24 protein-coding genes are annotated in these 23,589 nt (G+C 56.1%); 8 read left to right on the forward strand and 16 right to left on the reverse strand.

Annotation, left to right across the window (positions count from 1 at the left end):
• Window positions 1–79: 79 nt before the first annotated feature.
• From AC2TF6_RS22685 to AC2TF6_RS22705, 5 genes are all read right to left on the reverse strand, one after another.
• Window positions 80–1,354 (reverse strand): Gfo/Idh/MocA family protein, encoded by a 1,275-nt coding sequence (locus tag AC2TF6_RS22685; protein WP_491308612.1) that lies wholly within the window; start codon window positions 1,352–1,354, stop codon window positions 80–82.
• 14 nt (window positions 1,355–1,368) lie between these two features.
• The gene (locus AC2TF6_RS22690) at window positions 1,369–2,985 is read right to left on the reverse strand and encodes an extracellular solute-binding protein (protein ID WP_491308613.1); all 1,617 of its coding nucleotides are present in this window, start codon (window positions 2,983–2,985) and stop codon (window positions 1,369–1,371) included.
• 66 nt (window positions 2,986–3,051) lie between these two features.
• Window positions 3,052–3,933, reverse strand: a complete 882-nt coding sequence (locus AC2TF6_RS22695) for a carbohydrate ABC transporter permease (RefSeq protein WP_491308614.1) — start codon at window positions 3,931–3,933, stop codon at window positions 3,052–3,054.
• A 15-nt stretch (window positions 3,934–3,948) separates the two neighbouring features.
• On the reverse strand, window positions 3,949–4,920 hold the full coding sequence (locus AC2TF6_RS22700; protein ID WP_491308615.1) for an ABC transporter permease: 972 nt from the start codon (window positions 4,918–4,920) through the stop codon (window positions 3,949–3,951).
• 354 nt (window positions 4,921–5,274) lie between these two features.
• A complete protein-coding gene (locus tag AC2TF6_RS22705) occupies window positions 5,275–6,303 on the reverse strand; it encodes a LacI family DNA-binding transcriptional regulator (protein ID WP_491308616.1) in 1,029 nt (342 codons plus the stop codon).
• 185 nt (window positions 6,304–6,488) lie between these two features.
• Between AC2TF6_RS22705 and AC2TF6_RS22710 the strand changes: the two genes are divergently transcribed.
• The 3 genes from AC2TF6_RS22710 (at window position 6,489) to AC2TF6_RS22720 (ending at window position 9,502) form a co-directional block, all read left to right on the forward strand.
• A complete protein-coding gene (locus tag AC2TF6_RS22710; protein ID WP_009676228.1) occupies window positions 6,489–7,043 on the forward strand; it encodes a helix-turn-helix domain-containing protein in 555 nt (184 codons plus the stop codon).
• Between the two features lie 215 nt (window positions 7,044–7,258).
• Window positions 7,259–8,305 (forward strand): L-threonine 3-dehydrogenase, encoded by a 1,047-nt coding sequence (gene tdh / locus AC2TF6_RS22715; protein WP_491308617.1) that lies wholly within the window; start codon window positions 7,259–7,261, stop codon window positions 8,303–8,305.
• 18 nt (window positions 8,306–8,323) lie between these two features.
• Window positions 8,324–9,502: a glycine C-acetyltransferase gene (locus AC2TF6_RS22720; protein WP_491308618.1), complete on the forward strand. Its 1,179-nt coding sequence runs from the start codon at window positions 8,324–8,326 to the stop codon at window positions 9,500–9,502.
• Between the two features lie 170 nt (window positions 9,503–9,672).
• Here AC2TF6_RS22720 and AC2TF6_RS22725 read toward each other — a convergent pair whose 3' ends face one another.
• The 7 genes from AC2TF6_RS22725 to AC2TF6_RS22755 form a co-directional block, all read right to left on the reverse strand.
• Complete coding sequence (locus AC2TF6_RS22725; RefSeq protein WP_491308619.1) at window positions 9,673–10,623, reverse strand: helix-turn-helix transcriptional regulator; 951 nt, start codon at window positions 10,621–10,623, stop codon at window positions 9,673–9,675.
• Window positions 10,624–10,697: 74 nt separating this feature from the next.
• Window positions 10,698–11,075, reverse strand: coding sequence for a hypothetical protein (locus tag AC2TF6_RS22730; protein WP_491308620.1), 378 nt, complete (start codon window positions 11,073–11,075; stop codon window positions 10,698–10,700).
• A gap of 236 nt (window positions 11,076–11,311) precedes the next feature.
• On the reverse strand, window positions 11,312–12,469 hold the full coding sequence (locus AC2TF6_RS22735) for a M20 family metallopeptidase (protein ID WP_491308621.1): 1,158 nt from the start codon (window positions 12,467–12,469) through the stop codon (window positions 11,312–11,314).
• Window positions 12,470–12,608: 139 nt separating this feature from the next.
• A complete protein-coding gene (locus AC2TF6_RS22740) occupies window positions 12,609–13,409 on the reverse strand; it encodes an ABC transporter permease (protein WP_491311707.1) in 801 nt (266 codons plus the stop codon).
• 5 nt (window positions 13,410–13,414) lie between these two features.
• The gene (locus tag AC2TF6_RS22745) at window positions 13,415–14,281 is read right to left on the reverse strand and encodes an ABC transporter permease (protein ID WP_491308622.1); all 867 of its coding nucleotides are present in this window, start codon (window positions 14,279–14,281) and stop codon (window positions 13,415–13,417) included.
• A 3-nt stretch (window positions 14,282–14,284) separates the two neighbouring features.
• The gene (locus tag AC2TF6_RS22750; protein ID WP_009676234.1) at window positions 14,285–15,379 is read right to left on the reverse strand and encodes an ABC transporter ATP-binding protein; all 1,095 of its coding nucleotides are present in this window, start codon (window positions 15,377–15,379) and stop codon (window positions 14,285–14,287) included.
• Between the two features lie 22 nt (window positions 15,380–15,401).
• Window positions 15,402–16,511 carry an ABC transporter substrate-binding protein gene (locus tag AC2TF6_RS22755; protein WP_009676137.1) on the reverse strand — a complete coding sequence of 370 codons (1,110 nt, stop codon included), beginning with the start codon at window positions 16,509–16,511 and terminating at the stop codon, window positions 15,402–15,404.
• Window positions 16,512–16,773: 262 nt separating this feature from the next.
• Between AC2TF6_RS22755 and AC2TF6_RS22760 the strand changes: the two genes are divergently transcribed.
• Window positions 16,774–17,526: an IclR family transcriptional regulator gene (locus tag AC2TF6_RS22760; RefSeq protein ID WP_369994314.1), complete on the forward strand. Its 753-nt coding sequence runs from the start codon at window positions 16,774–16,776 to the stop codon at window positions 17,524–17,526.
• 123 nt (window positions 17,527–17,649) lie between these two features.
• Here the strand turns inward: AC2TF6_RS22760 and AC2TF6_RS22765 are convergent, their stop codons facing one another.
• Together AC2TF6_RS22765 and AC2TF6_RS22770 are read right to left on the reverse strand one after the other, a co-directional pair.
• A complete protein-coding gene (locus AC2TF6_RS22765; RefSeq protein ID WP_009676142.1) occupies window positions 17,650–17,850 on the reverse strand; it encodes a copper ion binding protein in 201 nt (66 codons plus the stop codon).
• A 39-nt stretch (window positions 17,851–17,889) separates the two neighbouring features.
• Window positions 17,890–18,285: a metal-sensitive transcriptional regulator gene (locus AC2TF6_RS22770; protein WP_491308623.1), complete on the reverse strand. Its 396-nt coding sequence runs from the start codon at window positions 18,283–18,285 to the stop codon at window positions 17,890–17,892.
• A gap of 257 nt (window positions 18,286–18,542) precedes the next feature.
• Here AC2TF6_RS22770 and AC2TF6_RS22775 point away from each other — a divergent pair, with 257 nt between their 5' ends.
• Window positions 18,543–19,535 (forward strand): cation diffusion facilitator family transporter, encoded by a 993-nt coding sequence (locus tag AC2TF6_RS22775; protein ID WP_491308624.1) that lies wholly within the window; start codon window positions 18,543–18,545, stop codon window positions 19,533–19,535.
• A 229-nt stretch (window positions 19,536–19,764) separates the two neighbouring features.
• Here the strand turns inward: AC2TF6_RS22775 and AC2TF6_RS22780 are convergent, their stop codons facing one another.
• Window positions 19,765–19,890, reverse strand: a complete 126-nt coding sequence (locus tag AC2TF6_RS22780; protein WP_491308625.1) for a DUF6254 family protein — start codon at window positions 19,888–19,890, stop codon at window positions 19,765–19,767.
• Window positions 19,891–20,167: 277 nt separating this feature from the next.
• Here AC2TF6_RS22780 and AC2TF6_RS22785 point away from each other — a divergent pair, with 277 nt between their 5' ends.
• From AC2TF6_RS22785 to AC2TF6_RS22795, 3 genes are all read left to right on the forward strand, one after another.
• Window positions 20,168–20,953, forward strand: a complete 786-nt coding sequence (locus AC2TF6_RS22785) for a MerR family transcriptional regulator (protein ID WP_491308626.1) — start codon at window positions 20,168–20,170, stop codon at window positions 20,951–20,953.
• Window positions 20,954–21,013: 60 nt separating this feature from the next.
• Window positions 21,014–22,051, forward strand: a complete 1,038-nt coding sequence (locus AC2TF6_RS22790) for a UCP032817 domain-containing protein (RefSeq protein WP_491308627.1) — start codon at window positions 21,014–21,016, stop codon at window positions 22,049–22,051.
• Between the two features lie 88 nt (window positions 22,052–22,139).
• Entirely contained in the window at window positions 22,140–22,874 is a 735-nt protein-coding gene (locus tag AC2TF6_RS22795) for a hypothetical protein (RefSeq protein WP_491308628.1), read from the forward strand.
• Here AC2TF6_RS22795 and AC2TF6_RS22800 read toward each other — a convergent pair.
• A complete protein-coding gene (locus tag AC2TF6_RS22800) occupies window positions 22,864–23,559 on the reverse strand; it encodes a lysoplasmalogenase family protein (RefSeq protein WP_491308629.1) in 696 nt (231 codons plus the stop codon). The genes AC2TF6_RS22795 and AC2TF6_RS22800 overlap by 11 nt on opposite strands.
• Between the last annotated feature and the right edge of the window lie 30 nt (window positions 23,560–23,589).

Consider the following 23,589-nt stretch of genomic DNA (forward strand, 5'->3'; position numbering starts at 1 on the left):
CCTGCGCCCTGCCGGATGTCCAATCTCCGATGCCGCCTTGGCCCATCAGCGCTTACGTAAAAACCGGGCCGCCGCCGTTTTAACCGCTCAGCCCGCCCGCGTTTTGCGCAAGTGTCCGGGCGTATTCCGTCAATTCGATCGGCGCTCCGCCGTTCAGACGGGATTCTTCGGCCGCAAAGGCCATCAGATGGCTGCGGACGGAAGCGGCCGCAGAGGTGAGGCTTTCCTGGCCGCTGTAGTTCCGCACTTCCTGAAGGAAGCTGCGGACGATGCCGCTGTCCCCGCCTCCGTGTCCGGCCGTCTGGACGGGAATCGTAATCTCCGTCTTCTGGTGCGTCAGAAAATCGTAGACGATAATCGAGTCGCCCTCCGCCCTCAGTTCTCCCCGCGTGCCCATGATCTGAATGCGCCGCTCCTGTTCGAACGTAAAGCCGCACATGCTGAACATGGCCGTGGCGCCTCCTTCGAACTCCATGTTCACCACCTGGTGATCGACGACGTTGTTGTCGCTGCGGTACACGCAGCGTCCGTAGTCCGTCTCGCGCAGCCCTTTGACGATGCTCTCCTTGGAAAGGTCGCTTGTGAAGTGCCCGGCCCAGCCTCTGAATTCCCGGCTGAGATAGAACCGCGTGGCGGAATACGGGCACGTCGGCTCCACCGCGCAGTCCAGGCAGCGGTCCGCGGAGCCTTCGGGCGCGTGCGCCCCGTTGAAGTGCATGAGCGAGCCGAACGAGCTTACCCGGCTGCACGGTTTATCCATCAGCCACGACAGGACGTCCATATCGTGGCAAGATTTGGCCAGGATCATCGGACTTGCTTTGTGCGAGTTGTTCCAGTTCCCCCTCACGAAGCTGTGGGCGATATGCCAGTAGCCCACGTTCTCGTTGAGCTGGATGGATACCACCTCGCCGATTCTCCCCTCCGTGATGGCCGTCTTGACCGCCGTCCAGAACGGCGTGTAGCGCAGCACGTGGCAGATCGTGAGCAGCCGGTCGTTGTCCCGGGAGGCCTGCTCCATGTCCAGGCACTCGCGCGGGTCCGGGGACATCGGCTTCTCCAGCAGCACGTGATACTTGGCGGCAAGAGCCCGCATCGTCGGCTCGTAGTGCATCCGGTCCTGGGTGCAGATGACGGCGATATCCGCCATTTTGGGCAGGTTCAGCAGCTCTTCCCACGTATCGTAGCGGTGCTCTGCCGGAATGCCGTGCTTCTCCGCCATTTTCTCCCTGCGTTCAGCATCTGTCTCCGCCACGGCCACGAACTGCAGCTCATGCGGATAATCCAGGGCATAAGGGGCGTAGCCGCCCGCTCCCCGGGCGCCCGCGCCGATTAATATTGCGGTCAATTCGCTCATGTTCTCTCTCTCCCTTAACTGCTCTTGGAGTAGCGGTCCAGTGCAGCCTGATAAATTTGCTTGTAGCGGTCCAGTCCCATTTTGTTCAGGGTCGCCACATAGTCGTCCCACTGGGACAGAGGCGCATCTCCGACGATGAATTTGTCTTTCATTTCCGTGACATACGTTTCGATGTCATTGGCCAGCGTCGTCAATTCCTGCTGTTCTTCCGTTGTGAAATTGAAGGCCGGCCAGATTTCGTCCGGCTTGAGTACGTGCGGATCGGCTTTCTTCGAATTGGCTACGGAGGTAGGAAGCCCTTCCGCTCCTTTGAAGTACGGTTGCTTGACGAATCCCGGGTAATACCCGCCCGGCCAGATCAGGTATTGGCTGACCGCCTGGTCGAGGCTGAGACCGTCCTTGTTGTTTTTGATGGCATCCACATAATCGACCGTTCCGTCGCTCTCTTCCTTGTACGTGTCGTCTTTCCAGCCCATGAAGAACATCTTGATGCCTTCCTCGCCGTAAAAATAATCCATCCACCGGACCATAGCGGCCGGATTCTTCGCTTTATCGGTCAGAATAAACATCCCGATATTGCCGAGCGGAGAACCGATATACGTGTAGAGCTGATCGCCGTGCGGTCCTTTCAGTACTGGCAGGCCGGCGTATCCTTTCTGGTTATAGATCGCCGCAGGGTCTACGTTATCCACGATGCCCAGCAGCCCGGCGGTTCCCTTCGCGTCGACCTCCTCGCTTTTCACGGAGGCGATATCCTGCTCCAGCAGGCCGTCTTTATACAGCTTGTGGATGTATTCCAGCATTTCTTTGTAACGCGGATCGGCGGGGATAAAGCGGATTTTGCCCGAATCCGGTTCCGTATCGACATACAGGTTGGCGTTGCCGTGGTTGCCTAGACCGAAGGAACCTCTCAAGTAACCGACAATTCCTGTCGTCCCGACTCCGCCCCACGCGATTTCATCCGGTTTGCCGTTCCCGTTCGGGTCTCCCTGCTTGAACGCTTTCAACATCGCTGCAAATTCGTCTAGATTCGTCGGTTCCTTGAGGCCCAGCTTGGTCAGCCATTCCGTCTTAACCCAAGGGGTGTTGAAGAAAACGGACCGGAATTCCGGGTCGTACAAAGTCGGCAGGCTGTAAATTTTGCCGTCCGGCATGGTGATGCCCTTTTTAATGACCGGGTATTTCTCCATCAGAGCCTTGAGGTTCGGCGCATATTGATCGATGTAGTCGTTCAGGGGCAGAAATACACCCTGCTTGCCGTATTTAAACAAGTCGGATTTCGAGAAAGCGGATGCGTAAAACAGATCGGGATACCCGCTGCTCGCCATGAGCAGATTTCGTTTTTCTTTCAAGGCGTCCTTCTGGACGGTCTCCCAGTTGATGTGGATGTTGGTTTTCTTCTCGTATTCCTGCCACAGCTTCAATTTGTTCCAGTCGGCATTGGCGAAAAACTTGGCGGCAAAAGCGTTGACCGTAACCGGCTCCTGGACGATCGGGAACCCCGTCGCATTCACGCCTTTCGCCTCGGCCGCTTCCCCGGCGCCTTTCTCACCTCCGCTGCTGCATCCGGACAGCACCGCCGTCGTCAGCGCGCAAGCCAAAACGAGTTTCATCGCTCTCTTTCTCTTCATCTCGTTAACCTCCCTTGTTTAATCGTAACTATCGCGAATATCGTGAAGCATGTATAGGATGAACGATCAGCCTTTGATGGCGCCGATCATAATTCCTTTGACGAAGTACCGCTGAAGGAACGGATAGAGCAGGAACATCGGGAGGTTGGCCAGGACGAGAACGGCATATTTGATGCCTTCCACCGCCCGCTGCTGCTTGATCGCCGATTCCGTCGACATTTTGACCAGGCTGTCCGTCTGCCCTTGAATGAGAATTTCGCGCAGGACGAGCTGAAGCGGAAACTTGCTTTTGTCGGACAGGTACAGCAGGGCGTTGAAGAACGAGTTCCAGTGCCCGACCGCGTAGAACAGAATGGTGACGGCGATGATCGGCATGGACAGTGGCAGGACGATCCGCGTCAGGATCTGCATATTGGAGCAGCCGTCGATGGTCGCCGCCTCTTCAAGCTCTCCGGGAATCGTCTGCTGGAAAAAGGTGCGCATGATGATGATGTTCCAGATGGACACGGCGCCGGGCAAAATCATGACCCAGAAGGAGTTCAGCAGGCCGAGATTTTTGATCAGGATGTAGGTCGGAATGAGCCCGCCGCTGAAAAACATCGTGAACACGAACAGGCCCATGAACAGGTTGCGGCCCACGAAGTCTTTGCGGGAAAGGGGATACGCCGCCAGAATCGTCATGATCACGTTGAGGCACGTCCCCGTAGTCGTATACAGGAGCGTATTGCCGAAGCCCCTCATAATTTGGCCGTCCTCGAAAATTTTGGTGTACGAGTCCAGCGTCAGCCCCTTGGGCCAGAGCAGCACTTCCCCGTTCATAATGTATTGGGGTTCGCTGAACGAAGCGCTGAGCACGAATACCAGCGGGTACAGGACGATAAGCAGCACCAGCCCGAGAACCAGGTAAATGACAGTGTTGAACAAGCGGTCTTCACGGGTATTTTCCATCTCTTCTCCCTCTCCCTACCATAGGCTCGATCCGCTGAAGCGTTTGGAGATCCAGTTCACGCTGATCAGCAGAATGAAGTTGATTACCGTACTGAACAGGCCGACGGCGGCGGAAAAACTGTAATCCGCGTCGAGAATCCCGCTGCGGTATACGTAGGTATCGATAATATCGGAACTTTGCATGTTGAGGGTGTTCTGCATAAGGAGCACTTTTTCGAACCCGATGGACATGACGCTCCCCAGATTCAGGATAAGCAGGATGACAATCGTCGGGCGGATGCCGGGAAGGTTAATGTGCCAGATGCGCTGGAGCCGGGTCGCCCCGTCCACGCGCGCCGCCTCGTGAAGCTGATTGTCTACGCCGGCGAGAGCCGCCAGATAAATAATGGAGCTCCACCCCATCGTCTGCCACACATCAGAGAGCACATAGAGCGTTTTGAACCAGGAAGGATCGGCCAGAAAGTTGACGGGCTTGACGCCGAACATCCCGAGAAAAGTGTTGACGAGACCGTATCTGGGATTCAGGAACATCATCATCATGCCTACAACGACCACCGTGGAAAGAAAATGGGGCGCGTAGGTGACGGTTTGAACGAATTTTTTAAACTTCTGGGATTGGACTTCGTTCATGAGGAGGGCAAGAATAATCGGGATCGGGAATCCGAGCGCCAATGTGTAAAGACCGAGACCGATCGTATTCGTAATCAGACGCTCAAAAAAGTAACTGTTGAAAAAACGCTGGAAATGGTCAAATCCGACCCAGGCGCTGCCCCAGATTCCCTTGTTCGCCACAAAATCCTTGAAAGCGATTTGCAGGCCGTACATCGGCACATAGTGAAACACGATGTAATAAAGCACGACGGGCGAAATCAGCAGATAAAGCTGCCAATTGCGGAGAATCCGCCTGCCCAGCGTCAGTTTGCGCGGAACCGGACGAGGATGCGCCCCCGTTTCCGGGCCGCTGCGTTTGAGAATAGTTTCAGCCACGTTAATTCTCCTTCCGGGAATGAAATGCGTTCGATTCGCTTTCAGCCCCACGAAATGACTTTAGGACTGCAAAACCCTTATCCAAAATTATTTTTATATTTGGATAGTTTTTGGATTCATTTTCGTCGGAAATCAGGGTGATTCAACGTTTTTGTAAGACAGGCAGAACGTTATTTGTCCTAGAAAACGCTTACAAGAAACTTGTTGACCCTAATTTACCAAATCGACCCGAGGAATGCAACAACTTTTTGGCTAAATTGAATCCAAATTTTTTGGATAAAAAAGCGCAGCTAAAAAAGCCTGACATCGTTCTGTCAGACTCTTGCTTGTGCGCGCACTCTCTTTACTCCCCGTCTAAGGCCGGATATCGTGAACCGACGATTCCCGGACGATCAGGGAGCACGGCAGCAAAATCCGCGGCGGAATCCGGTAGTCCTCCTCTACGTAGTCGCAGAGGAATTTGGCGGCCAGCTTGCCGATTTCCTGCCGCGGCACGTCGATCGAGGTGAGCGGCGGGCTCGTATACTGCGAGAACCCGATATTGTCCATGCCGACGAAGGCGATGTCTTCGGGGATACGGCACTGCTGTTCGAGCGCCGCCCTCATCGCCGGTATCGCCAGCATATCGCTGGCGCAGAATATGGCGGTAGGCCAGTCCGCCCGGGGCAGCTCCTGCAGCATGGCGGTCACGAGCCGGTAGCTCAGGTCCACGTCCCAGTTCGTATTGACGATCCACTCCTTGCGGATCGACAGGTTGCCCTGGAGCATCGCGAACTGGAAGCCGATGAACCGTTCGTCGTTCTCCAGCTTTCTGAAAAAAGCGGGACCGCCCACATACCCGATCTTCGTATGCCCCTGATCAAGCAGATGCCCCACCGCCATCCGGGCGGCCGACACCCGGTCGCAGTCCACGATGGGCATTCTCAGGGAATCGTCGTTCATGCTTACGCCGAGAATGGGAATGCTCTGCTGCTCCAGCAGCTCGTGAAGCTCCTTGTCGTACCAGCCCAGCGCGAGCACTCCGCGTGCCCCCGACTCCGTCAGCATAGCCTGGAAACGTTCCGCGTCGTTCACTTCCTCGAAGGTCCGGACGATGGCGGCGGGCTGCCCCATCTCGGCCATCTTCCCGTGAAATCCCTGGAGCACCTCCGAGAAATACGGATGATTGCCCAGCAGCTTGCCGGGAATTACGCAGGCGATCTGGGTCCGGCTCGCGGCCGCTCCCGGGGTATCGTCCAGCGGATAACCGAGCTTCAAGGCGGTTTCCCTTATTTTCCGTTTCGTTTCTTCGCTCACCGGCCGGCTCGTATCGTTGCTGATCGCCCTGGACACGGTTGAGATAGAGACGCCGATCACATCCGCAATATCTTTAAGCCTGGTCAAGGACTCTCCCCTCCTTCCTGTTCCTTCTCATCCTCCCCATCTTATCACACACAAGCCTCCGGCAGGCAACCGTTATAGGCAATTGGGCCCAGACGATCACACTGTCCCGCACAACCGTTTTCCGCAAAGCCCGATGATGGTATGATGGAGGGAAAGCGCAGAACGTTTACTACGGAGGTACACAGATGGATAACATGGTAGAACGGGTGGCGGGCAATCTCAAAAAAATCCGCCGTTCGCGCGGGCTCAGCCTGGATAAGCTCGCGGAACTGACGGGCGTCAGCAAAACGATGCTGGCCCAGATCGAACGGGCGGAATCGAACCCCACCATCACGATATTGTGGAAAATCGCCCACGGCCTGCATATCTCGGTTTCGGCACTCATCGAAGATGAGAAGCCGTCGGTTACGCTGGTGAAGAAATCCGAGCTGTTTCCGATGTCGTCGGAAGAGGGAAAATATACGGCTTATCCGCTCTTTCCGTACGACGGAAGCTCCCGCTTCGAGATTTATTCCGTGGAGCTGCAGCCCGGCTGCGAATACGAATCCGACCCTCATCACGAGGGAGTGGAGGAATACGTGTCGGTCACCCGCGGCACCCTTGAGATGCAGATCGGCGAGCAGGTGATCGTAGCGGAAAACGGCGACGCCATCCGGTTTCACGCCGACCAGAGCCACATTTACCGGAACAGCACGGACGAAGTGGTTCATATCCAGAGCGTCATTTTGTATCCGTTCTAGTCCGGTTACATTCTAGTTCGGTTCTGTTCTATACCGGCTCCGTTCTAGTCCGGTGTTTCCGGTTTTATCCTTTTCCCGCAGGAATGTTTTGGTTCCTTCGGGAATTTTTTTATTTACACGCTAATATAGTTTGGGTTACTATAACAGCATTCAGGTACTTCATAACGCACATAAGTACTTTATAACGATCATTTCTCAAAAGGAGAATGCTGGTCATGACCCAAACCATGGTTGGACTTGTCAAAGCGCACCGCAAAGCCGGAGCCGTTCTGATGGAGGTGCCCGTCCCCAAATGCGGGCCGGATGAAGTGTTGATCCGGGTGAAAGCAAGCTCGATCTGCGGAACGGATATGCATATTTATCATTGGGACGACTGGGCCGAACAGCACGTCGTGACCCCCAATGTGTTCGGCCACGAATTTGCGGGCGTCGTGCATGAGGTGGGCTCGCAGGTGAGCAGCGTCCGCGTCGGGGATTATGTGTCCGCTGAGGGCCACATCGTCTGCGGGATGTGCAAACAATGCCGTTCGGGCAACGCTCACGTCTGCCCTCATACGCGAAGCTTCGGCATTACCGCGCCGGGCTGTTTTGCCGACTATGCGGTGACCAAGGCGGTCAACATCATCCCGAACGACAGGTCTCTGCCCTTCGAGCTGGCCTGCCTGCAGGACCCGCTGGGCAATGCGGTCCAGTCCGTGCTGTCGGGCGACATCGTGGGCAAGTCCGTCGTCGTCATGGGGGTGGGCCCGATCGGCCTCATGGCCGTCCAGGTAGCGAAGGCCGCGGGCGCAGGCAAAATCATCGCCGTCGACCTTAATGCGTACCGGCTGGATATGGCCCGGAAGCTGGGCGCCGACGCGACGATCCAGTCGTCTCCCGCGGTCTCCACCCCGGAGCTGATCCGGGAGATGACGGGCGGCGAAGGAGCCGAAGTCGGCCTCGAAATGTCCGGCAATGCCCGCGCCATCAACGACCTGCTGGAAGCGATGTCACCCGGAGGCCGCGTCTCTCTGCTGGGTATTCCGGCTCATTCCGTGCCGATTGACCTGTCCCGGCATGTGATTTTCAAGGGCCTTCAGGTCCACGGCATAACCGGACGGCGCATGTACAACACCTGGCACCAGATCAAGGGGCTGCTGGACCAGAACCGCATCGACCTTCAGCCGCTCGTCCAGCATACGTTTACACTCGATCGGTACGAGGAAGCTTTTGACTTGATGGCTTCGGGCCAATGCGCCAAGGTCGTCTTTACTCATATTTAGAAAACGGAGGATGAACATATGAGCGGATTGGATTATTTGGCGGAAGAACTGGAGCAGCTCAAACGGGAAGGCCGGTACCGGCTGCCCGCCGTATGGGAAAGCGCCTCGGATGTCTGGATGGAACTGAACGGCCGGCGGGTGCTTCAGCTTTCCTCGAACAACTATCTCGGATTTGCCAATCATCCCGATCTCAAGCGGGCCGCCGCGGATGCCGTATACCGATATGGCGCCGGCAGCGGTTCCGTACGGACGATAGCCGGAACGCTGAAGATTCACGACGAGCTGGAACGGGAGCTTGCCGCGTTCAAAGGAACGGAAGCCGCACTCGTCTTCCAGTCCGGTTTTACGACGAACCTCGGCGTGTTCTCTACACTGCTGCAGGATGGCGATGTCGTGATCAGCGACGAGCTGAATCATGCGAGCATTATCGACGGAATCCGGCTGTCGAAAGCGGCGCGCAAAATCTACCGGCACAAGGACATGAACGCGCTCGAAGACGTTCTCCGCGCCAGCGGTCAGTACCGGAAGCGCTTTATCGTGACGGACGGCGTGTTCAGCATGGACGGGGACATCGCGCCCCTGCCGGCCATCGTCGAGCTGGCCGAACGCTACGACGCCATCGTCTGCGTCGACGATGCCCATGCCAGCGGCGTGCTCGGCCGCAACGGCAAAGGCTCCACCGACCACTTCAACCTGCACGGGCGGGTGCATATCCAGATCGGCACCCTGTCCAAAGCGATCGGCGTGGTTGGCGGTTACGCGGCCGGAAGCCAGGCGCTGAAGGAAGTGCTGATCCACAAGGCGAGGCCGTTTCTGTTCAGCACGTCCCACCCGCCTTCCGTTGCGGCCAGCTGTCTGGAGGCCATCCGCGTTCTCCGCAGCAGTTCGGAGCTGGTGGAACGGATGTGGTCTCATGCCCACGGTTTCCGCAAGGCGCTGATTCAAGCCGGCTTCGATACCGGAGCCAGCGAGACGCCGATTATCCCCATTATTATCGGGGACGCTGCGGCTACCATGCATTTCTCCAACCGCCTGCTGGAGGAAGGAGTCTTCGCCCAGGGGATCGTCTTCCCGACCGTTGCCGCCGACAAAGGCCGCATCCGGCTGATTATTACGGCCGCCCACTCGCAGGACGATCTAGACTTTGCCCTGGAGGCCCTCAAAAAAGTAGGGCGCGAAACCGGTCTTATCTCCTAAGCAAAAACCTGCCCCGGCTGTTTGGCAATAGGCCGCGGGGCAGGTTTTTTATTTTGGGGCGGGAGGCTCTGTACGGACTATCTCCAAGCGATGAAATCTAGTCCATCCGCCTTATACCATGGCTGGCAGCCATAGCCGGAATCCGTGCGGCGCCTACAGTACCGCCCCCTTCACTTGTACAGCTCCACCCATTGGTGCAGCTGCTGCTTGAGCTTCTCCCGCACGGCCTTAGGCTCCAAAATTTCCGCCGCCGGGCCGTACTGCATCACCCAATTGAGAAACTCGCGCTCATTGTTAACCGTCACCTCGAAAATGAGGCTCCCGTCCTTGCGGTCGCGCATACGGGGGTGAACGAACAGTTCCTCTTCCTTGACGTACCGAGCCACTTCCGCGTTAAACTTCACCTTGAATGTCATATTTTTGTCCCCGCGCTCGATGGACCAGGTGTTCTTAAGGTACTGCCGGATGTTAAAATCCCCTTTTTCAAAAGCCTGCCCGGTCACCTCCACCTGCTGAAAACGGCTCATCCGGAACGTGCGGACCTCCCGCTTCAAATGACAGTAGCCGATGAGATAAAAGCGCCGTTCACGCGGCACGAGGTAATACGGATCAATGTTCCTCTCCGTCGTTTTGTTGCGGGACATCGTATGATAAACGGTAGAAATGGTTTTCTGATCCAGAATGGCGCAGATAATCGTCTCCAAAAAATTCGGATGCTCCTGCCGGTAAGCGGGCGCCCCCATCTGGATAATGTCCGTAATATTTTGCACGATGTCGCGGTGGTGGCTCTTTTCCTTCCCGTGTGTGGCCATTACTTTATGATAAGCCTGGTCAAACCCAGGCGGCAGCTTTTCCGTATCGAGGACCGAAGGAAGCATCGAGAAAACGAGCGCCTCCTGCTCCGTAAAGTTTAACGGGTACAAGAAAAACTTCCCCATAAACCGGTACCCGGTACCCCTGCCGTCGTTGGTGATCGGCGCTATCAGGCTTAATGTAGCGAGATCCCGGTAAACCGTCCGGGGATTAATTCCGCATTTACGGGCGATGTCCGAAGCCGAGATTCCGGGATTGGCTTGAATGGCCAGAATAATATGAAACAATCGGATGACTTTGTCCATCATAAGGGCTTGTCTCACTCCATTCCGTTAGGTCTATGTGCCTATTGGAATTAATTCGACACCGGCCCCGGACCTTCCTACTTCTTCCATAAAAACAGAAAACCGGAAGAGACTTCGGGAGAGCCGTCCCCCGTTTTCGGACAAGGCTGAGAAATTTCTTTGACCTGGCTCCGGTCATTGCTCCGGTCATTTCTCCGGTCGCTGCTCCAGCCCTTACTCCCGGCCTTCCCCTTGTCCCAACTCCTTTTCTGTTTCCTTTCTTTTGCCTTATCCGCATCCTTCTTGTCTTTGTCTTGTTCGTCTTCCTCTCCGTCTTCCTGTTCGTCTTCCGCTTCCTGCGCCCCCGGTTTCATACATCCGTTCTTCTTCACGACATTCTCTATGTAGTCCTTCCTCAGCCCCAGTTCTTCACAGATGACGCCGACATCCAGCATAAGTTTTCTCCCCGTATCCATCTCTCCGCACAATCCCCTTCCCCAGATCATGATATCAATTCCATTATTTAGGTTATCACTTCGATGCGACACCTGTTTGTCTCGAATGGATGTTTGCTTTTTTTTACTTTTGGCCAACAAAAATAAACCCGTCCGACAGAACAAAGTCTGTCGAACGGGTTGTATGCACACCAAACCGTGCGGAACCGGCTGTGTGACTCCACAGCCAGCGGCAGCCTACCCCCTCTCGAGCCCGCTTACCGTCTCTCCCCCACTGCGACCGTCTCGATCAGCCGCGCGAGCAGAGCCGTACGCGGCGCGATTTCGTCCAGCCGCACATACTCGTCCGGCGAGTGCGCGAAATCTCCCCGCGCGCCGAGGCCGTCCAGCGTCGGAACCCCGCACGCGGCGGTGAAGTTCCCGTCGCTGACGCCGCCGGTCGCCGTCTCGCCGAGCTCGAAGCCCAGCTCGTCCGCGGCGATTCTCCGCGCGAGACCGTACAGCCGCGCGATCGCGTCCGTGCGTTCCATCGGCGGGCGCATCATGCGGCCCTCGATGCGGAGCCGGGCTCCCGGCAGGTGCGGGCGGAGGCCCGCGATCAGCGCGTGTACCCGCTCGGCCTCGGCCGACGTCTTCACGCGCACGTCAATCTCGGCTTCGGCGCGGTCCGCGACCACGTTCGTGCCGATGCCTCCGTGCACGATGCCGACATTCACCGTCGTGCCGATGCCGTAATCGGTGAGGCCGTGCAGATACTGGATCTGGTGCGCCAGCTCCTCGATGGCCGAGACGCCCTTGGAAGGGTCCACGCCCGCATGGGCGGCAATCCCTTCCACGATGAGCTTGTAGCGGCCGCTTCCTTTGCGGCCGGTTTTGAGCGCGCCCTCCGGCTCCATCGGAGGCTCCAGCACGAAGACCGCCTCGCAGCCCCGCGCGGTCTGCTCGATAAGCCCGCGCGAGCTGGGGCTGGAAATCTCTTCGTCGCTGTTGATCAGCAGCACGACGGTAACATCTTCCGCGGGACCGCGTCCCTCGTCACCGAGCAGCTTCAGCGCGAACATCGCCTGAAGCAGCCCCAGCTTCATGTCGTACACGCCGGGTCCCAAGGCTCTGCCCCCGCGGACGCTGTAGGGCCGCCGCGACGCTTCGCCTTCGGGCCACACGGTATCGTAATGGCCCAGCAGCAGAATGCGCCGGCTGCCGGCGCCCCACTCGCAAAGCAGCCGGTCGCCCGCGACCTCATGGGGAAGACGCGTTACCGTTCCCCCGGTCAAACGCCGGAACTGGATCTCGTACCAGTCCGCCATCCGGTCGCAGAGCGCCTTGTTCCGTGAAGGCGAGTCCATATTTACGCTTTCTTCCAAGAGCCGGAGCAGCTCCGGCATATATTTTTCCACAAGAGTTACGTCTGACATACGAAATAAACCTTTCTTTGCGCAAAATAAACGGGTACGTCCGTACGAACGCGCTGCGGAAGAAACGGACGGCATGCAACCCGCATGCCGCCCCTCTTTTTTTATGGAGTGAATCCCGACTTGCCTGAATAAAGAAATCTTAATGAGAATGCGAATTCGTGCCGAAGAGCTTATCGAGCCCGTACACCCGCTCCAGAATGAAAATAAACACCAGACTGAGCAGGATGACGACGGACGAAACCGAAGCGACAAGCGGATTGAGCGTTTCCTGCATATAGCTGAAAATCGCCATCGGCAGAGTCGTCGTCTCCGGGGAGACCAGGAACAGCGAAACCGTCACGTTATCGAACGAAGTCAGGAACGAGAAGATCATCCCGGACAAAATGGCCGGACGAAGCAGCGGCAGCGTGATGTCGCGGAAAACCTGAAACGGGCTGGCCCCCAGAATGTAAGCCGCACGCTCCAAGGTGTAATCGTAAGCGCTCAGCCCCGTCATCGTCAGCCGGACCACATACGGGATCGAAATGAGCATGTGGGTGATCAACAGTCCCGTGAAGGTTCCCGCCAAGCCGATCCGGGTGAAGAAGAGCAGCGCAGCCATCCCTATTATAATAGAAGGAACGGTGAGCGGAGACAGCAGCAGCGCGTTGACGAAGCCGCTCCCCGGAAACTTGTATTTGTGGATCGCCATGGCGGCCAGCGTGCCGATGATTGTAGACAAAACGGCCGACAGAGCCGCCAGCTCCAGACTGAAAATAAACGACTCGATAAATTCCGGCCGGTCCAAAATTTTCTCATACCATTTCAGCGAGAAGCCTTCCGGTGGGAAGGACAAATAATTGGCCGACGTAAGCGAGGTCGGAATAATGACCAGCAGCGGTGAAATGACGAAAAACAGCACGATAAACGTAACGATGCCGAGCCACGGGATGCGTCTGATTCTGATCACGAGAACACCTCCCGGTAGCGCTTCGTTTCCACGATTTTCGTAAATACCGTCACGAGCGCATAGGTGGAAGCCAGCATCAGGAAGGCGAGCGCCGAACCGAGCGGCCAGTCGAGCGTGGCCATAATTTTCTCGTACGTGATGACCGGCATGACTTTAACCGAGCTTCCGCCCATCAGGGCAGGGGTGACGAAAGCGCTCATGGACAAGCTGAACACCAGTGTCGTCCCGGCAAAAATGCCCGGCAGGCTGAGCGGCAGCGTGATGGAGAAAAACGAGCGGGCCTTCGAGGCGCCCAGAATTCCCGCCGCTTTGTACAGGGACTGGTCGACGGCATACAAGCTCGTCGCCAGCGCAAGCACCATGTACACGATAAAGGAATCCGTGAGTCCGATGACCACGCCAAGCTCGTTGTACAGAAGCTTAAGCGGCTTGTCGATCAGGCCGAGCTTGATCAGAGAGCTGTTGACCCAGCCTTTGTCGCCCAGAATGACGACCCAGCCGAAGTTGCGGATGACCACGGAGATCAGATGCGGCGAAATGATCAGAAACGTGACGAGTCCGCGCATTTTGCCCGACGCCTTGGACATGAAGAGCGCAACCGGGTAACCGAGAATGAGCGTCAGCAGGACGGTAAACAAGCTGAGCTTGATCGTCCGCCACAAGATACCCGCATAATACGAGTCCTGTACGAAAAGCAGGTAATTGTGCAGCGAGAACTGCTGCTCGGCGTCCTGCAAACTCTGGAGCAGGATGTAGATCATCGGGATGAGAAACGCGCCGAGCAGAACGATCAGACTGGGGGCCAGAAGAAACAGCCCCGTCCAGGACGACAGGCGGCGGAAGCGGGAGGATTTCGCCTGCATGGCCTACTGCTCCTTCCGCGGGAATACGAAGACGTCCTTCGGATTCCACGTCAGTCCCACCTGCTGGCCCGCGGTGTAGTCCGCCAGTCCGTCCTGCATCTGCATCCTTACGGTAAGCAGCGCGGAGCCGACCTCCACCTCGCATTCCACGAAGGAACCGAGGAAAGCGAGCTGCCGGATCGTTCCCGCGGCCCGTACGGTATCCGCAAGCGCTCCGGGCTCCGTCAGGCGGATTTTCTCCGGACGCACGTAAGCGACCACGGATTCCCCTGTCGTAAACGTGCGTCCGTCCGCGGACGCCTCCAGCACGAATCCGGCGTCGGTCTGCACGGCCATCCCGCCGTTTGCCGATCCCCGGACCGTGCCGGGCAGGCGGTTGGATTTGCCGATGAAGGTGTGCACGAATTCGGAGGCGGGACGGTTGTAAATGTCCCAAGGCGTGCCGATTTGTTCGACCTTGCCGTGATCCAGCACGACGATCCGGTCGGACAAATACAGGGCTTCCTCCTGGTCGTGCGTGACGAAAATCGTCGTGACGCCCGTCTCTTTGTGCAGACGCTTCAGCTCCTCGCGAAGCTCTTCCCGCAGCTTCGCGTCCAGGTTGCTGAGCGGCTCGTCGAGCAGAAGCAGGGACGGCTCGATCACCAGCGCCCGGGCGATCGCGATCCGCTGGCGCTGCCCGCCGGAAAGCTGCTTCGGATAGCGGTCGGCCACATGGGGCAGCTTGACGAGCTCCAGCACCTTCCGCACCTTGTCTTTGATTTCCGCCTTCGGCATTTTGCGCAGCTTGAGCCCGTAGGCTACATTCTCGGCAACCGTCATATGCGGGAACAGCGAATAAGTTTGAAACACCATGCCCAGGTCCCGCTTATTCGAAGGAACGCCGTTCATACGCTTGCCTTTGATCGAAATTTCACCGCCGTCCGGGTCCAAGAACCCGGCAATCATGTTCAGCGTCGTCGTCTTGCCGCACCCCGAAGGGCCGAGGAAGGAGATGCACTCCCCCTTCTCGATCTGCAGGTCAAAGTTATCGACGACCACGTTGGAACCGAACGTTTTACGGACGGCTTTAAGTTCGACATCTATCCTCTTTTCCAACTGAATCACCTGTTTTCCGAATCTATTTGCCTACCGAAGGTGCGATTTCCTTGTTGAAGCGGTCAATCCATCCGGCGGTGCTGCCGCCTACGGTTTCGTAATCGAATTTCACGATTTTGGAGCGGTCGAATTCGATTTTTTTGGATATATCTTCCGGGAGCTTTACGGATGTGGCCGGGTTATAATACAGCTTTGAAGCGTACAAGGTCTGAACTTCGTCCGTTAAAAGGAAGTCGATGAAAAGCTTCGCGGCGTTCGGGTGCTTCGCGTTCTTGGTCATCGTGGCCACGTTCGGCACCAGGTTAGCCCCTTCCTTCGGCACGACGAACTTCAGCTCGACCCCCTGGTCCTTCTGCACAATGCTGCGCGCCATCGTCCAGGACGTGTACGCCGCCGATTTGTTCTGCAGGTTCTGCTGGAGCTGCGCGGCGCTTTTGGCAAAGGTCGGCATGTATCCTGCAATCGTTTTCAGTTTTTCGAAGCCGGGGTCCATATTTTTCTCCGACCCGCCGTTCGCATAAGCCAGCATGATCAGAGCCGAACGGCCGAAGTTGCTGGAAATCTCGGTCAGGGTGAGGTTGCCTTTCATTTCGGGACGGGCCAGATCGTTCCAGGACTCGGGAATCGGAAGATTTTTTTCTTTCACAATCGCTTCGTTATAGGAGATGCCCATCGGCGTGAAGTTGACGGCGACCCCACTGTCTTCGGCCACTTTCAGATCGGCGATCACGTTTTTCATGTTCGGAATATCGGCTTCTTTCAGCGGTTCGAAAAGACCCTCTTTGCGTCCGATTTCCTGCTCGCCGCCTTCAATGATGGCAACGTCCGTCTGCGGATCGTTTTTAACCGCTTTCGCTTTGGCGACGATTTCGGTCGATACGCCGGATACATACGTCAGTTTGATGTCGGGATATTTAGCTTTGAAACGTTTGAAAATTTCGTCTTTCATCAGCTCTTCTACCGTAGCTCCGTTACCCGCAACAACAAGTTCTTTCTCCGGCTGAAGCGCTGAAGTCGATGCACCTGGCGAAACAGCGGCTTCTTTTGCCGGCTCTTTTGAAGATCCGCATCCTGCAAGAAGTGATCCGCACAGAGCGGCAACTGAAACCAAGACCCCGATTTTCTTTTTCATGGATGGACATCCCTTCTATTTGGTTTTCTCTGATCGTTCACTATATGTGAACATTGTTTCCTATAAGGAAATCTTAAAGTGATTCTATCACGCTCTTTCCAGCCTAGCAATACATATGTCAGGTTTAAAAAAAGATTATTTTTCCGGAGCGGAACCCGTCCAAAGCACCTCTAGGAAACCCAAAATAAGTATGCTACAATAGCAATAATTTGCTTGCATGTCGGGATATTCCGACGATATGACCGCCTGGGGGAGTCTGTTCATGGAGCACCATTTGTCTTCCGTTAAAAACAGCAGCCGCCTGCTCAAAGAGTTTCTGGACGGCCCGAAGGAGCTCGGAGTCACCGAACTGAGCCGCCGGCTTCAGTTGTCTAAAGGCGCCGTTCATAAGCTGCTCGCTACGCTCGAAAGCGACGGGTTTATTTCGCAAAATCCGAGTACGAAGCAGTACTCGCTCGGTTTTACTCTGCTCGAACTCGGCACGAAAGTGCTTCGTGATCATAATCTCGTCGACTTCGCCAAACCTTACCTGCAGCAGCTTGCCGAAAAAACGAAAGAGCTGGCCTGCCTGTGCGTCGTTGACGGGAAAGACGCCATATATGTGGATAAAATCGATTCCCAGCATCCGATCCGCTTTAATGTAGACGCGTTCCGCCGCTTTCCGCTGTATGCCACCTCCGCGTCTCGCGTGATGCTGGCTTACCGGCCGGAGGCGTTTATCGACAGCGTGCTCGCGGACGGAATCCGCACGTATACACCGCATTCCATACAGTCGCCGGACGAAATCAAAGAACGGCTTGCGGCTATCCGCAGCCGCGGCTACGAGATTTCGACGAATCTGCGCAATGTCGGCGTGACGGGGATGGCGGCTCCGATCCGGGATGCGACGGGCGAGATTGTCGCGTCCGTCAGCCTCATCGGACCGTCGGACCGGGTCATTCCGCAGCAGGATGCTTTCCTGCAGCAGGTTCTCCTCACGACGCGCAACATTTCGTTCGGCCTGGGCTACCGGTAGAACAAAAAAACACCCGGAATGAAAAATTCCGGGTGTTTTTGTTCTCATTTAGCCCGCGGCTAGGCTCTGCCGCCTTGCTTAGACAGCGCGGCGATTCTTGGGGCGGCTTGGCGCTTCGTCTGTTTATACGACGTCGTAGCCCTGCTCTTCGATCGCTTCTTTAATTTGCTCGGGCTTCACGGCACCCGCATCGTATTCCACTTCGACACGGCCTTCGGCCAGATGAACCTGAGCCTTCGCTCCCAGCCCTCCAACCGCTTTTTCTACCGAATTTACACAATGCTGGCAGGACATGCCCTCCACTTTCAACGTCAGTTTTTCCATTTTTCTTGCCCCTTTCTTCCTCTTCCGATTAGTTTGGGTTTATTTCATAAGCTTGTTGACGGTAACGAGCAGTTCGTCGATCACATCCGTATCGCCTTCCTGAATCCGTTCGATCACACAGCTTTTCATATGCCCTTCCAGCAGCAGTTTGCCCACGCTGTTCAAGGCCGACTGCACAGCGGCAATCTGGTTGAGCACATCGTCGCAGTACGTGTCTTTCTCGATCATGCCTTTGACGCCGCGGATCTGACCTTCAATCCGGTTCAGCCTGGAAATCAAGTTATTCTTCACCTTGTCGCTGTGATGGCTTCTTCTTTCCGTATCGTCGTCGCGCGTATGTGTATGGCAGGAAGTTCCGGCATCTGCCGAAGCAAGCGGAGCGATGCCCGTTTTGCCTCCGGTGCTGCCGTTATCCTTTTCGGAATGGAGTACCATCTTGTTCAACCTCCCTTATCACCAGCATAACATACCCCATGGGGGTATTTCAATAACCTTTAGACTGAAAATTTTTTCTCGTCATTCATAAAAATTTGGGCTTGTTAAAATCTTCTGAATTGGTTACTATAAAAATAACATATGAATATTTGCTCATATATTAATTTTTAAAACCAGTATGATTCTTATTTTTCCTTACTTACTCAAAGATAAGGATCCACAATCAAACATGCGTCACGCAAAGGAGGAATAGCGGTATGAGCGACTTAAAAAAACGGAAAGCAGCCGGTGCCGCAAGCGGCCAAATTCACCGGCACGATCACGGGCATTCCCACGATCATTCACATGATCACGAACATGGCGGAATCGGGCATCATCACGGCCCCAGCAGCAAAAAGGGGCTGTTTATCGCTTTTCTCATCACAACGAGCATTATGGTGCTGGAATTTTTCGGCGGTCTGCTGACGAACAGTCTGGCCCTGCTGTCGGATTCCGGGCATATGCTGAGCGATGCGGCGTCTCTGCTGCTCAGTCTGGTCGCCATGTGGTTTGCGGCCCGTCCCGCTTCTCCCAGAAGAACGTACGGCTTCTACCGCGTGGAGATTTTAACGGCCATGCTGAACGGCGTCACCCTCGTCGTCCTCTCCATCCTGATCATCCGAGAGGCCGTTGAACGCTTTGCGCACCCGCCTGCAATCGCGAGCGGCACGATGACGCTTATCGCCGTCGTCGGCCTGGCCGCCAACCTCGTCAGCGCCTGGTTTCTGACCCGGATGGGCGGCGCCAAGGACAACCTCAACATCAGAAGCGCTTATCTGCACGTCCTCGGGGATGCGCTCGGCTCCGTAGGGGCGATAATCGCCGGGCTTCTGATGCAGGCGTTCCAGTGGTATCAGGCGGACCCGATTATCTCCATTCTGGTCTCGCTGCTCATTCTGCGCAGCGCCTGGGGCGTGCTGAAATCCGCCACGCATATCCTGCTCGAAGGAGTCCCCTCGCGCCTCGACGCCGACGATGTCCGCAATACCCTGCTGCGTATTCCCGGCGTCCGCGACATCCATGATCTTCACATCTGGACGATCACGTCCGGCATGGATTCTTTCAGCTGTCATCTGCTCATCGACGATGAAGCCGACAGCCAGGAGGTTCTCCAGCAGGCCGTTGCCTGTATGGAGAATGAGTATAAGATCCGGCATGCCACCATTCAGGTAGAGACCCGCCATCTGAAGCATGCGGAGTTCAGCATCTAAGAACCGTACCGCATGTCCCGGCCGCCTGCTCACCGGCATGTTCGCATCCCTCTGTACGCGATGCGCGGATTCAGCGCAGCCTGGCGGGAAAGCCGCTGTCCGGCGGTCCGCAAAGCTGCATAACGGTTTAAATTAAAAGCCCGCGGCATAATGCGCGGGCTTTTTTGCGTTGCCGCCGGGAGGCCGGATTGCCAGGGAGATGTCCGCTGGGCGGACAGAACTTTTTTTCCTAATCCTCTAATCCCTGATGAGTTTCGGCGGCAATTTCTTTCAGCGAGCGGATTTTCCCGTGGGGATTCTGTCTTTGCTTGCGGCTTTTGGCCAAGCCTTCCTTCCGGTTTTTCGATTGGGTCATGAAACGACACTCCTTTTCGTAAAGGGGTACGGTTCGTCGACGAGTCGATTCTCCGCTCTGCCTCCCTAGTTTTCGCCCGGGGAACGCCCCTCTATTCGGCCGATTTACTTTTACATCCGTTTCCGGGTGCGGCCACTTGCAAACTTCGGTTTCCTTTATCCGGTTTTCCGGCTCCGGTCTCCGCCCCCGGATAAAAAACAGCTTGAAGCTCGAACTGGAACGATTTAGGATATAAGAATAGGAAAAGAACCCCATCGGGAAAGGAAATCCGGATGACATGTATTCCGTTGGCGAACTTGCACGTAAAGCGAACATCACGGTGCGCACCCTGCACCATTACGATCAGATCGGGCTGCTGAAGCCCTCCGGCTCCACGGAAGGGGGCCACCGGCTTTACTCCGACGAAGATGTTATGCGGCTGGAACAGATTTCGATTCTCAAAAAAATGGGACTCGGGTTAAAAACCGTCCATGAAATGCTCGACAGCTACGGAACCGACTGGCTCTCCTGCCTGGAAGATCAGCTACGAATGGTTCAGCGCGAGAAAGAGAAACTCGAAGAACTGGAAGGCATGCTCCGTGTTACGATCCATTCCGTCCAAATAGAAGGCACCCTGAACTGGAACACGATGTTCCAAATGATCCGGCTCAGTCAAAAAGATCCAGCGGCCAAGCAGCGCTTCATCCGCGAGCATTTCACGGCCGAGGAGCGGAATCTGCTTCACAAGCTGCCTAATCTGAACAAAGGCGACCCCCTCACCGTGCGCTGGACGGAAGAGGTTGCACAGGCAAGGGCCGTCATGCACGAAGATCCGGCTTCTCCGGCCGCTCAGGAAGTGGCTGCACGGATCACGGCGCTGGCCTTAGAGGCTTTTGACGGCAATGAGGCTCTGATGAACAAGTACTGGGCGCTGCACGGCGCGGAGGGAAATCCGATGAACCTGTACCCGTTCGAACCCGAGCTGCTGGAGTTTCTTAACGCGGCGTTTGAGCACTACGACCGCACACAGATGGCAGCACGGAAGCAGCGGCCGTTCCGGAGCATGGATCCAGCAGAATCATAAACAAAGCAACTAACCGAGCAACGAACTAAACAGGTATCGCCCTGATTTTGGAGGTTTCACGTGTCTTTTTTTAAATGGTTTTTTACTAGTATGAAATCACAGCCTGTGCAAAAGCAGCCAAAAACTCCGCCCGTCCAGTTGTTTTCCTCTTTCGCTCCGTATGGGCTGGGCGTGCTGGAGAACGACAGCCTGAAACCGGTAGAAGCCCGGTTCAATGAGGTTTTCGGCAAATACGCCCGGTATTGGGACCATGTAAAAGCACGCGTGCTGAAAGAACATCCGGACATTTCCGAAACCGAGTATTCCTGGATTTTCCTGGAGTTCAAACGCTTTCTGGCGATCCATATTTACTTGAATCATGTGGGCATGTACAGCACGTCCGTGGATGAAATCTGGCACGAAGCTTTGATGTTCACCCGCGATTATCAGGAGTTTTGCAGAGATCTTCTGGGGGAAATGATTCACCATTCGCCGCATGTCGGCGATGCGCTTCAGCCGGGCGAGCACGATAGAGCCCTGTTCGAGCTCGTTTACTCCCTTGTGTTCCGCTTCTACCCGGAAAATGAGCAAATGCTCGGGAAGTTCGGGCAGCGCAAGCTTCACCCCGAATTTGTCGCATATGCCCGCGCTTTTGACTGGAATCGCATCCGGCGGGATTATTTCAAGCCGAACACGATCGGCATTTATGAAGATGCTGTTCAGGAGTTGGTGCACCACCTTTTCAACGGCATCCAGAATGCCCCGCCGGCCGCTGCAGCCGGAGATTCCCGCAGGATGTCTTCGGCCGGGAGGACGCCGGCTTCTTCATTTAACGCAAACGACGTCTCCGGCGCGGGTTACGGCGCCCTCAGCGCCCTGCTATTCTACTCCATCCTGAACGGAGACGACGATCGCGAGGGGAGCGGCGGGAACGGGTCCGGCGATTCGGACTGCAGCAGCTCGAACTGCAGCTCTTCGGACTGCGGCGGCTCGTCTGACAGCAATTCGTCCGGCAGCGGCTCTTCGTGCAGCAGTTCGTCATGCAGCGGCTCGTCCGACAGCAGCTCCTGCAGCAGTTCATCTTCGTGCAGCAGCTCGTCATGCAGCAGCAGCTCCTGATTCAGCCGGCTGAGCCGGTTTTTTTGCGGCAAACGTTTGTAAGGAGAGCGAATTCAAAGGGCATTTTTTAAAGCGGGAGGTATGGGAATTGAAAACGATCGAGGACAGTTACGTGGCGTTCCTGGACATTCTCGGCTTTAAAGATCTGGTGGATAAGAACAGTCACCTCGACCTGCAAACCATCTTTTCCAACGACATTATGCACAACATCAACCGGACGAAAAAAATGATGGACGATGTAAACTCCGAGCTCGGCATGCCCACCGCTATTCAAGTGCTGTCGGTGTCCGACAGCATCATCATGTGGACGGAAGGAACCTCACCCGTCCAGTTCGTGAACATCGTGAACGCGGCTTTCAGCGCTCTGCTGTTTTTTATGCAGCGGGGCGCTCCGCTCAGAGGCGCGATTTCCAAAGGTCCCGTCACCTTTCACGAATCGGAGAATCAGAAAAACATTTTCGGCAAAGGAATCACAAATGCCTACAACCTCGAAAACATCCAGCAATGGTCCGGGGCCGTTATAGATGAAAGTTGTCTCACGGAAGAAATCGTCGCAAGCAGTGAATATGAGATTCTGAGGCGCAAACATATTCTGGTGGAATACCTCGTTCCGTTCAAAACCGGCCCTGTGGAATACAAGCATGCCATTAACTGGGCCGGTCTGGACGGGAGAATATTTTACGGCGATTACGAAGCCATTGAAAAGCAGTTCGCCCGCCACAACAAAAGCATCGACGACTGGTCCGTCAAACAGAAAATCGACCATACCGCCGCTTTTGCGCGGTTCGTGCAGACGCTGCCTAAAGACAGGGTCACAGGGTAAACGCGTAAACGATGCACATCTGAGCCGCCACGTATGTCAGCCAGACCCAGTATCCCTGATGCCGGAGCGACCGGCCGCCGATGGCTGCGGCCCCGATGATCGTGTCCGAAACGACGAAGAGCAGCCCGCCGACAGCCGTCAGCCAGAGCGCCCCGCCAAGGGACCAGGCCATAGCAGCCGCAGCCGACGCCATGGCCCCGATCCACAAGCCGTAAACGAGCGAGCCGGTGTTGAACAGGCGCGGAGCGTCGGGATTACGGATCAGGAGCAGCCAGGCGGCGATCAGCACCAGACCGTAGAACACGGCAGCGACGGCCAGGCCCGCGTTCATAAGGTCAAATCCCTCACGATGCAGGGCAGCCGCAAACGCCGCGATATAGAAGACGTGCGCCACGGCGAACGTCAGCATTCCGCCGATCATTGGGTGCCTCCAGGGGATAATCCCGGCCATGGACAAGTCGCCGATAAACGACCAGGCCATTCCCCAGAAAATCCACTCTTTGGAGGAGGAAGCCGGATCGTCCCGCCACAAAGCAAAAGCGGCCGCGGTAAGCGTCAGACTGATCAGCATCCGCACCCATAACGGAAGCCGGACCTCCGTACTTTTACGCCAGGCATCCGATATTCCAAGACCGGTACCGGCGGCAAACAAGATCACTTGAACGGCCCAAAGCCATCCCATCATCATTTCCCCCTCCTCCCGTGCACCCCGTGC

Source organism: Paenibacillus sp. JNUCC 35 (assembly GCF_058269095.1).

Excerpts from the sequence above, each read along its gene's own strand:
- AC2TF6_RS22685 (WP_491308612.1), bottom strand. The coding sequence starts at position 1,354 with ATGAGCGAATTGACCGCAATATTAATCGGCGCGGGCGCCCGGGGAGCG.
- AC2TF6_RS22690 (WP_491308613.1), bottom strand. The coding sequence starts at position 2,985 with ATGAAGAGAAAGAGAGCGATGAAACTCGTTTTGGCTTGCGCGCTGACG.
- AC2TF6_RS22695 (WP_491308614.1), bottom strand. The coding sequence starts at position 3,933 with ATGGAAAATACCCGTGAAGACCGCTTGTTCAACACTGTCATTTACCTG.
- AC2TF6_RS22710 (WP_009676228.1), top strand. The coding sequence starts at position 6,489 with ATGGATAACATGGTAGAACGGGTGGCGGGCAATCTCAAAAAAATCCGC.
- tdh (WP_491308617.1), top strand. The coding sequence starts at position 7,259 with ATGACCCAAACCATGGTTGGACTTGTCAAAGCGCACCGCAAAGCCGGA.
- AC2TF6_RS22720 (WP_491308618.1), top strand. The coding sequence starts at position 8,324 with ATGAGCGGATTGGATTATTTGGCGGAAGAACTGGAGCAGCTCAAACGG.
- AC2TF6_RS22725 (WP_491308619.1), bottom strand. The coding sequence starts at position 10,623 with ATGATGGACAAAGTCATCCGATTGTTTCATATTATTCTGGCCATTCAA.
- AC2TF6_RS22730 (WP_491308620.1), bottom strand. The coding sequence starts at position 11,075 with ATGGATACGGGGAGAAAACTTATGCTGGATGTCGGCGTCATCTGTGAA.
- AC2TF6_RS22735 (WP_491308621.1), bottom strand. The coding sequence starts at position 12,469 with ATGTCAGACGTAACTCTTGTGGAAAAATATATGCCGGAGCTGCTCCGG.
- AC2TF6_RS22745 (WP_491308622.1), bottom strand. The coding sequence starts at position 14,281 with ATGCAGGCGAAATCCTCCCGCTTCCGCCGCCTGTCGTCCTGGACGGGG.
- AC2TF6_RS22755 (WP_009676137.1), bottom strand. The coding sequence starts at position 16,511 with ATGAAAAAGAAAATCGGGGTCTTGGTTTCAGTTGCCGCTCTGTGCGGA.
- AC2TF6_RS22760 (WP_369994314.1), top strand. The coding sequence starts at position 16,774 with ATGGAGCACCATTTGTCTTCCGTTAAAAACAGCAGCCGCCTGCTCAAA.
- AC2TF6_RS22765 (WP_009676142.1), bottom strand. The coding sequence starts at position 17,850 with ATGGAAAAACTGACGTTGAAAGTGGAGGGCATGTCCTGCCAGCATTGT.
- AC2TF6_RS22770 (WP_491308623.1), bottom strand. The coding sequence starts at position 18,285 with ATGGTACTCCATTCCGAAAAGGATAACGGCAGCACCGGAGGCAAAACG.
- AC2TF6_RS22775 (WP_491308624.1), top strand. The coding sequence starts at position 18,543 with ATGAGCGACTTAAAAAAACGGAAAGCAGCCGGTGCCGCAAGCGGCCAA.
- AC2TF6_RS22780 (WP_491308625.1), bottom strand. The coding sequence starts at position 19,890 with ATGACCCAATCGAAAAACCGGAAGGAAGGCTTGGCCAAAAGCCGCAAG.
- AC2TF6_RS22785 (WP_491308626.1), top strand. The coding sequence starts at position 20,168 with ATGTATTCCGTTGGCGAACTTGCACGTAAAGCGAACATCACGGTGCGC.
- AC2TF6_RS22800 (WP_491308629.1), bottom strand. The coding sequence starts at position 23,559 with ATGATGGGATGGCTTTGGGCCGTTCAAGTGATCTTGTTTGCCGCCGGT.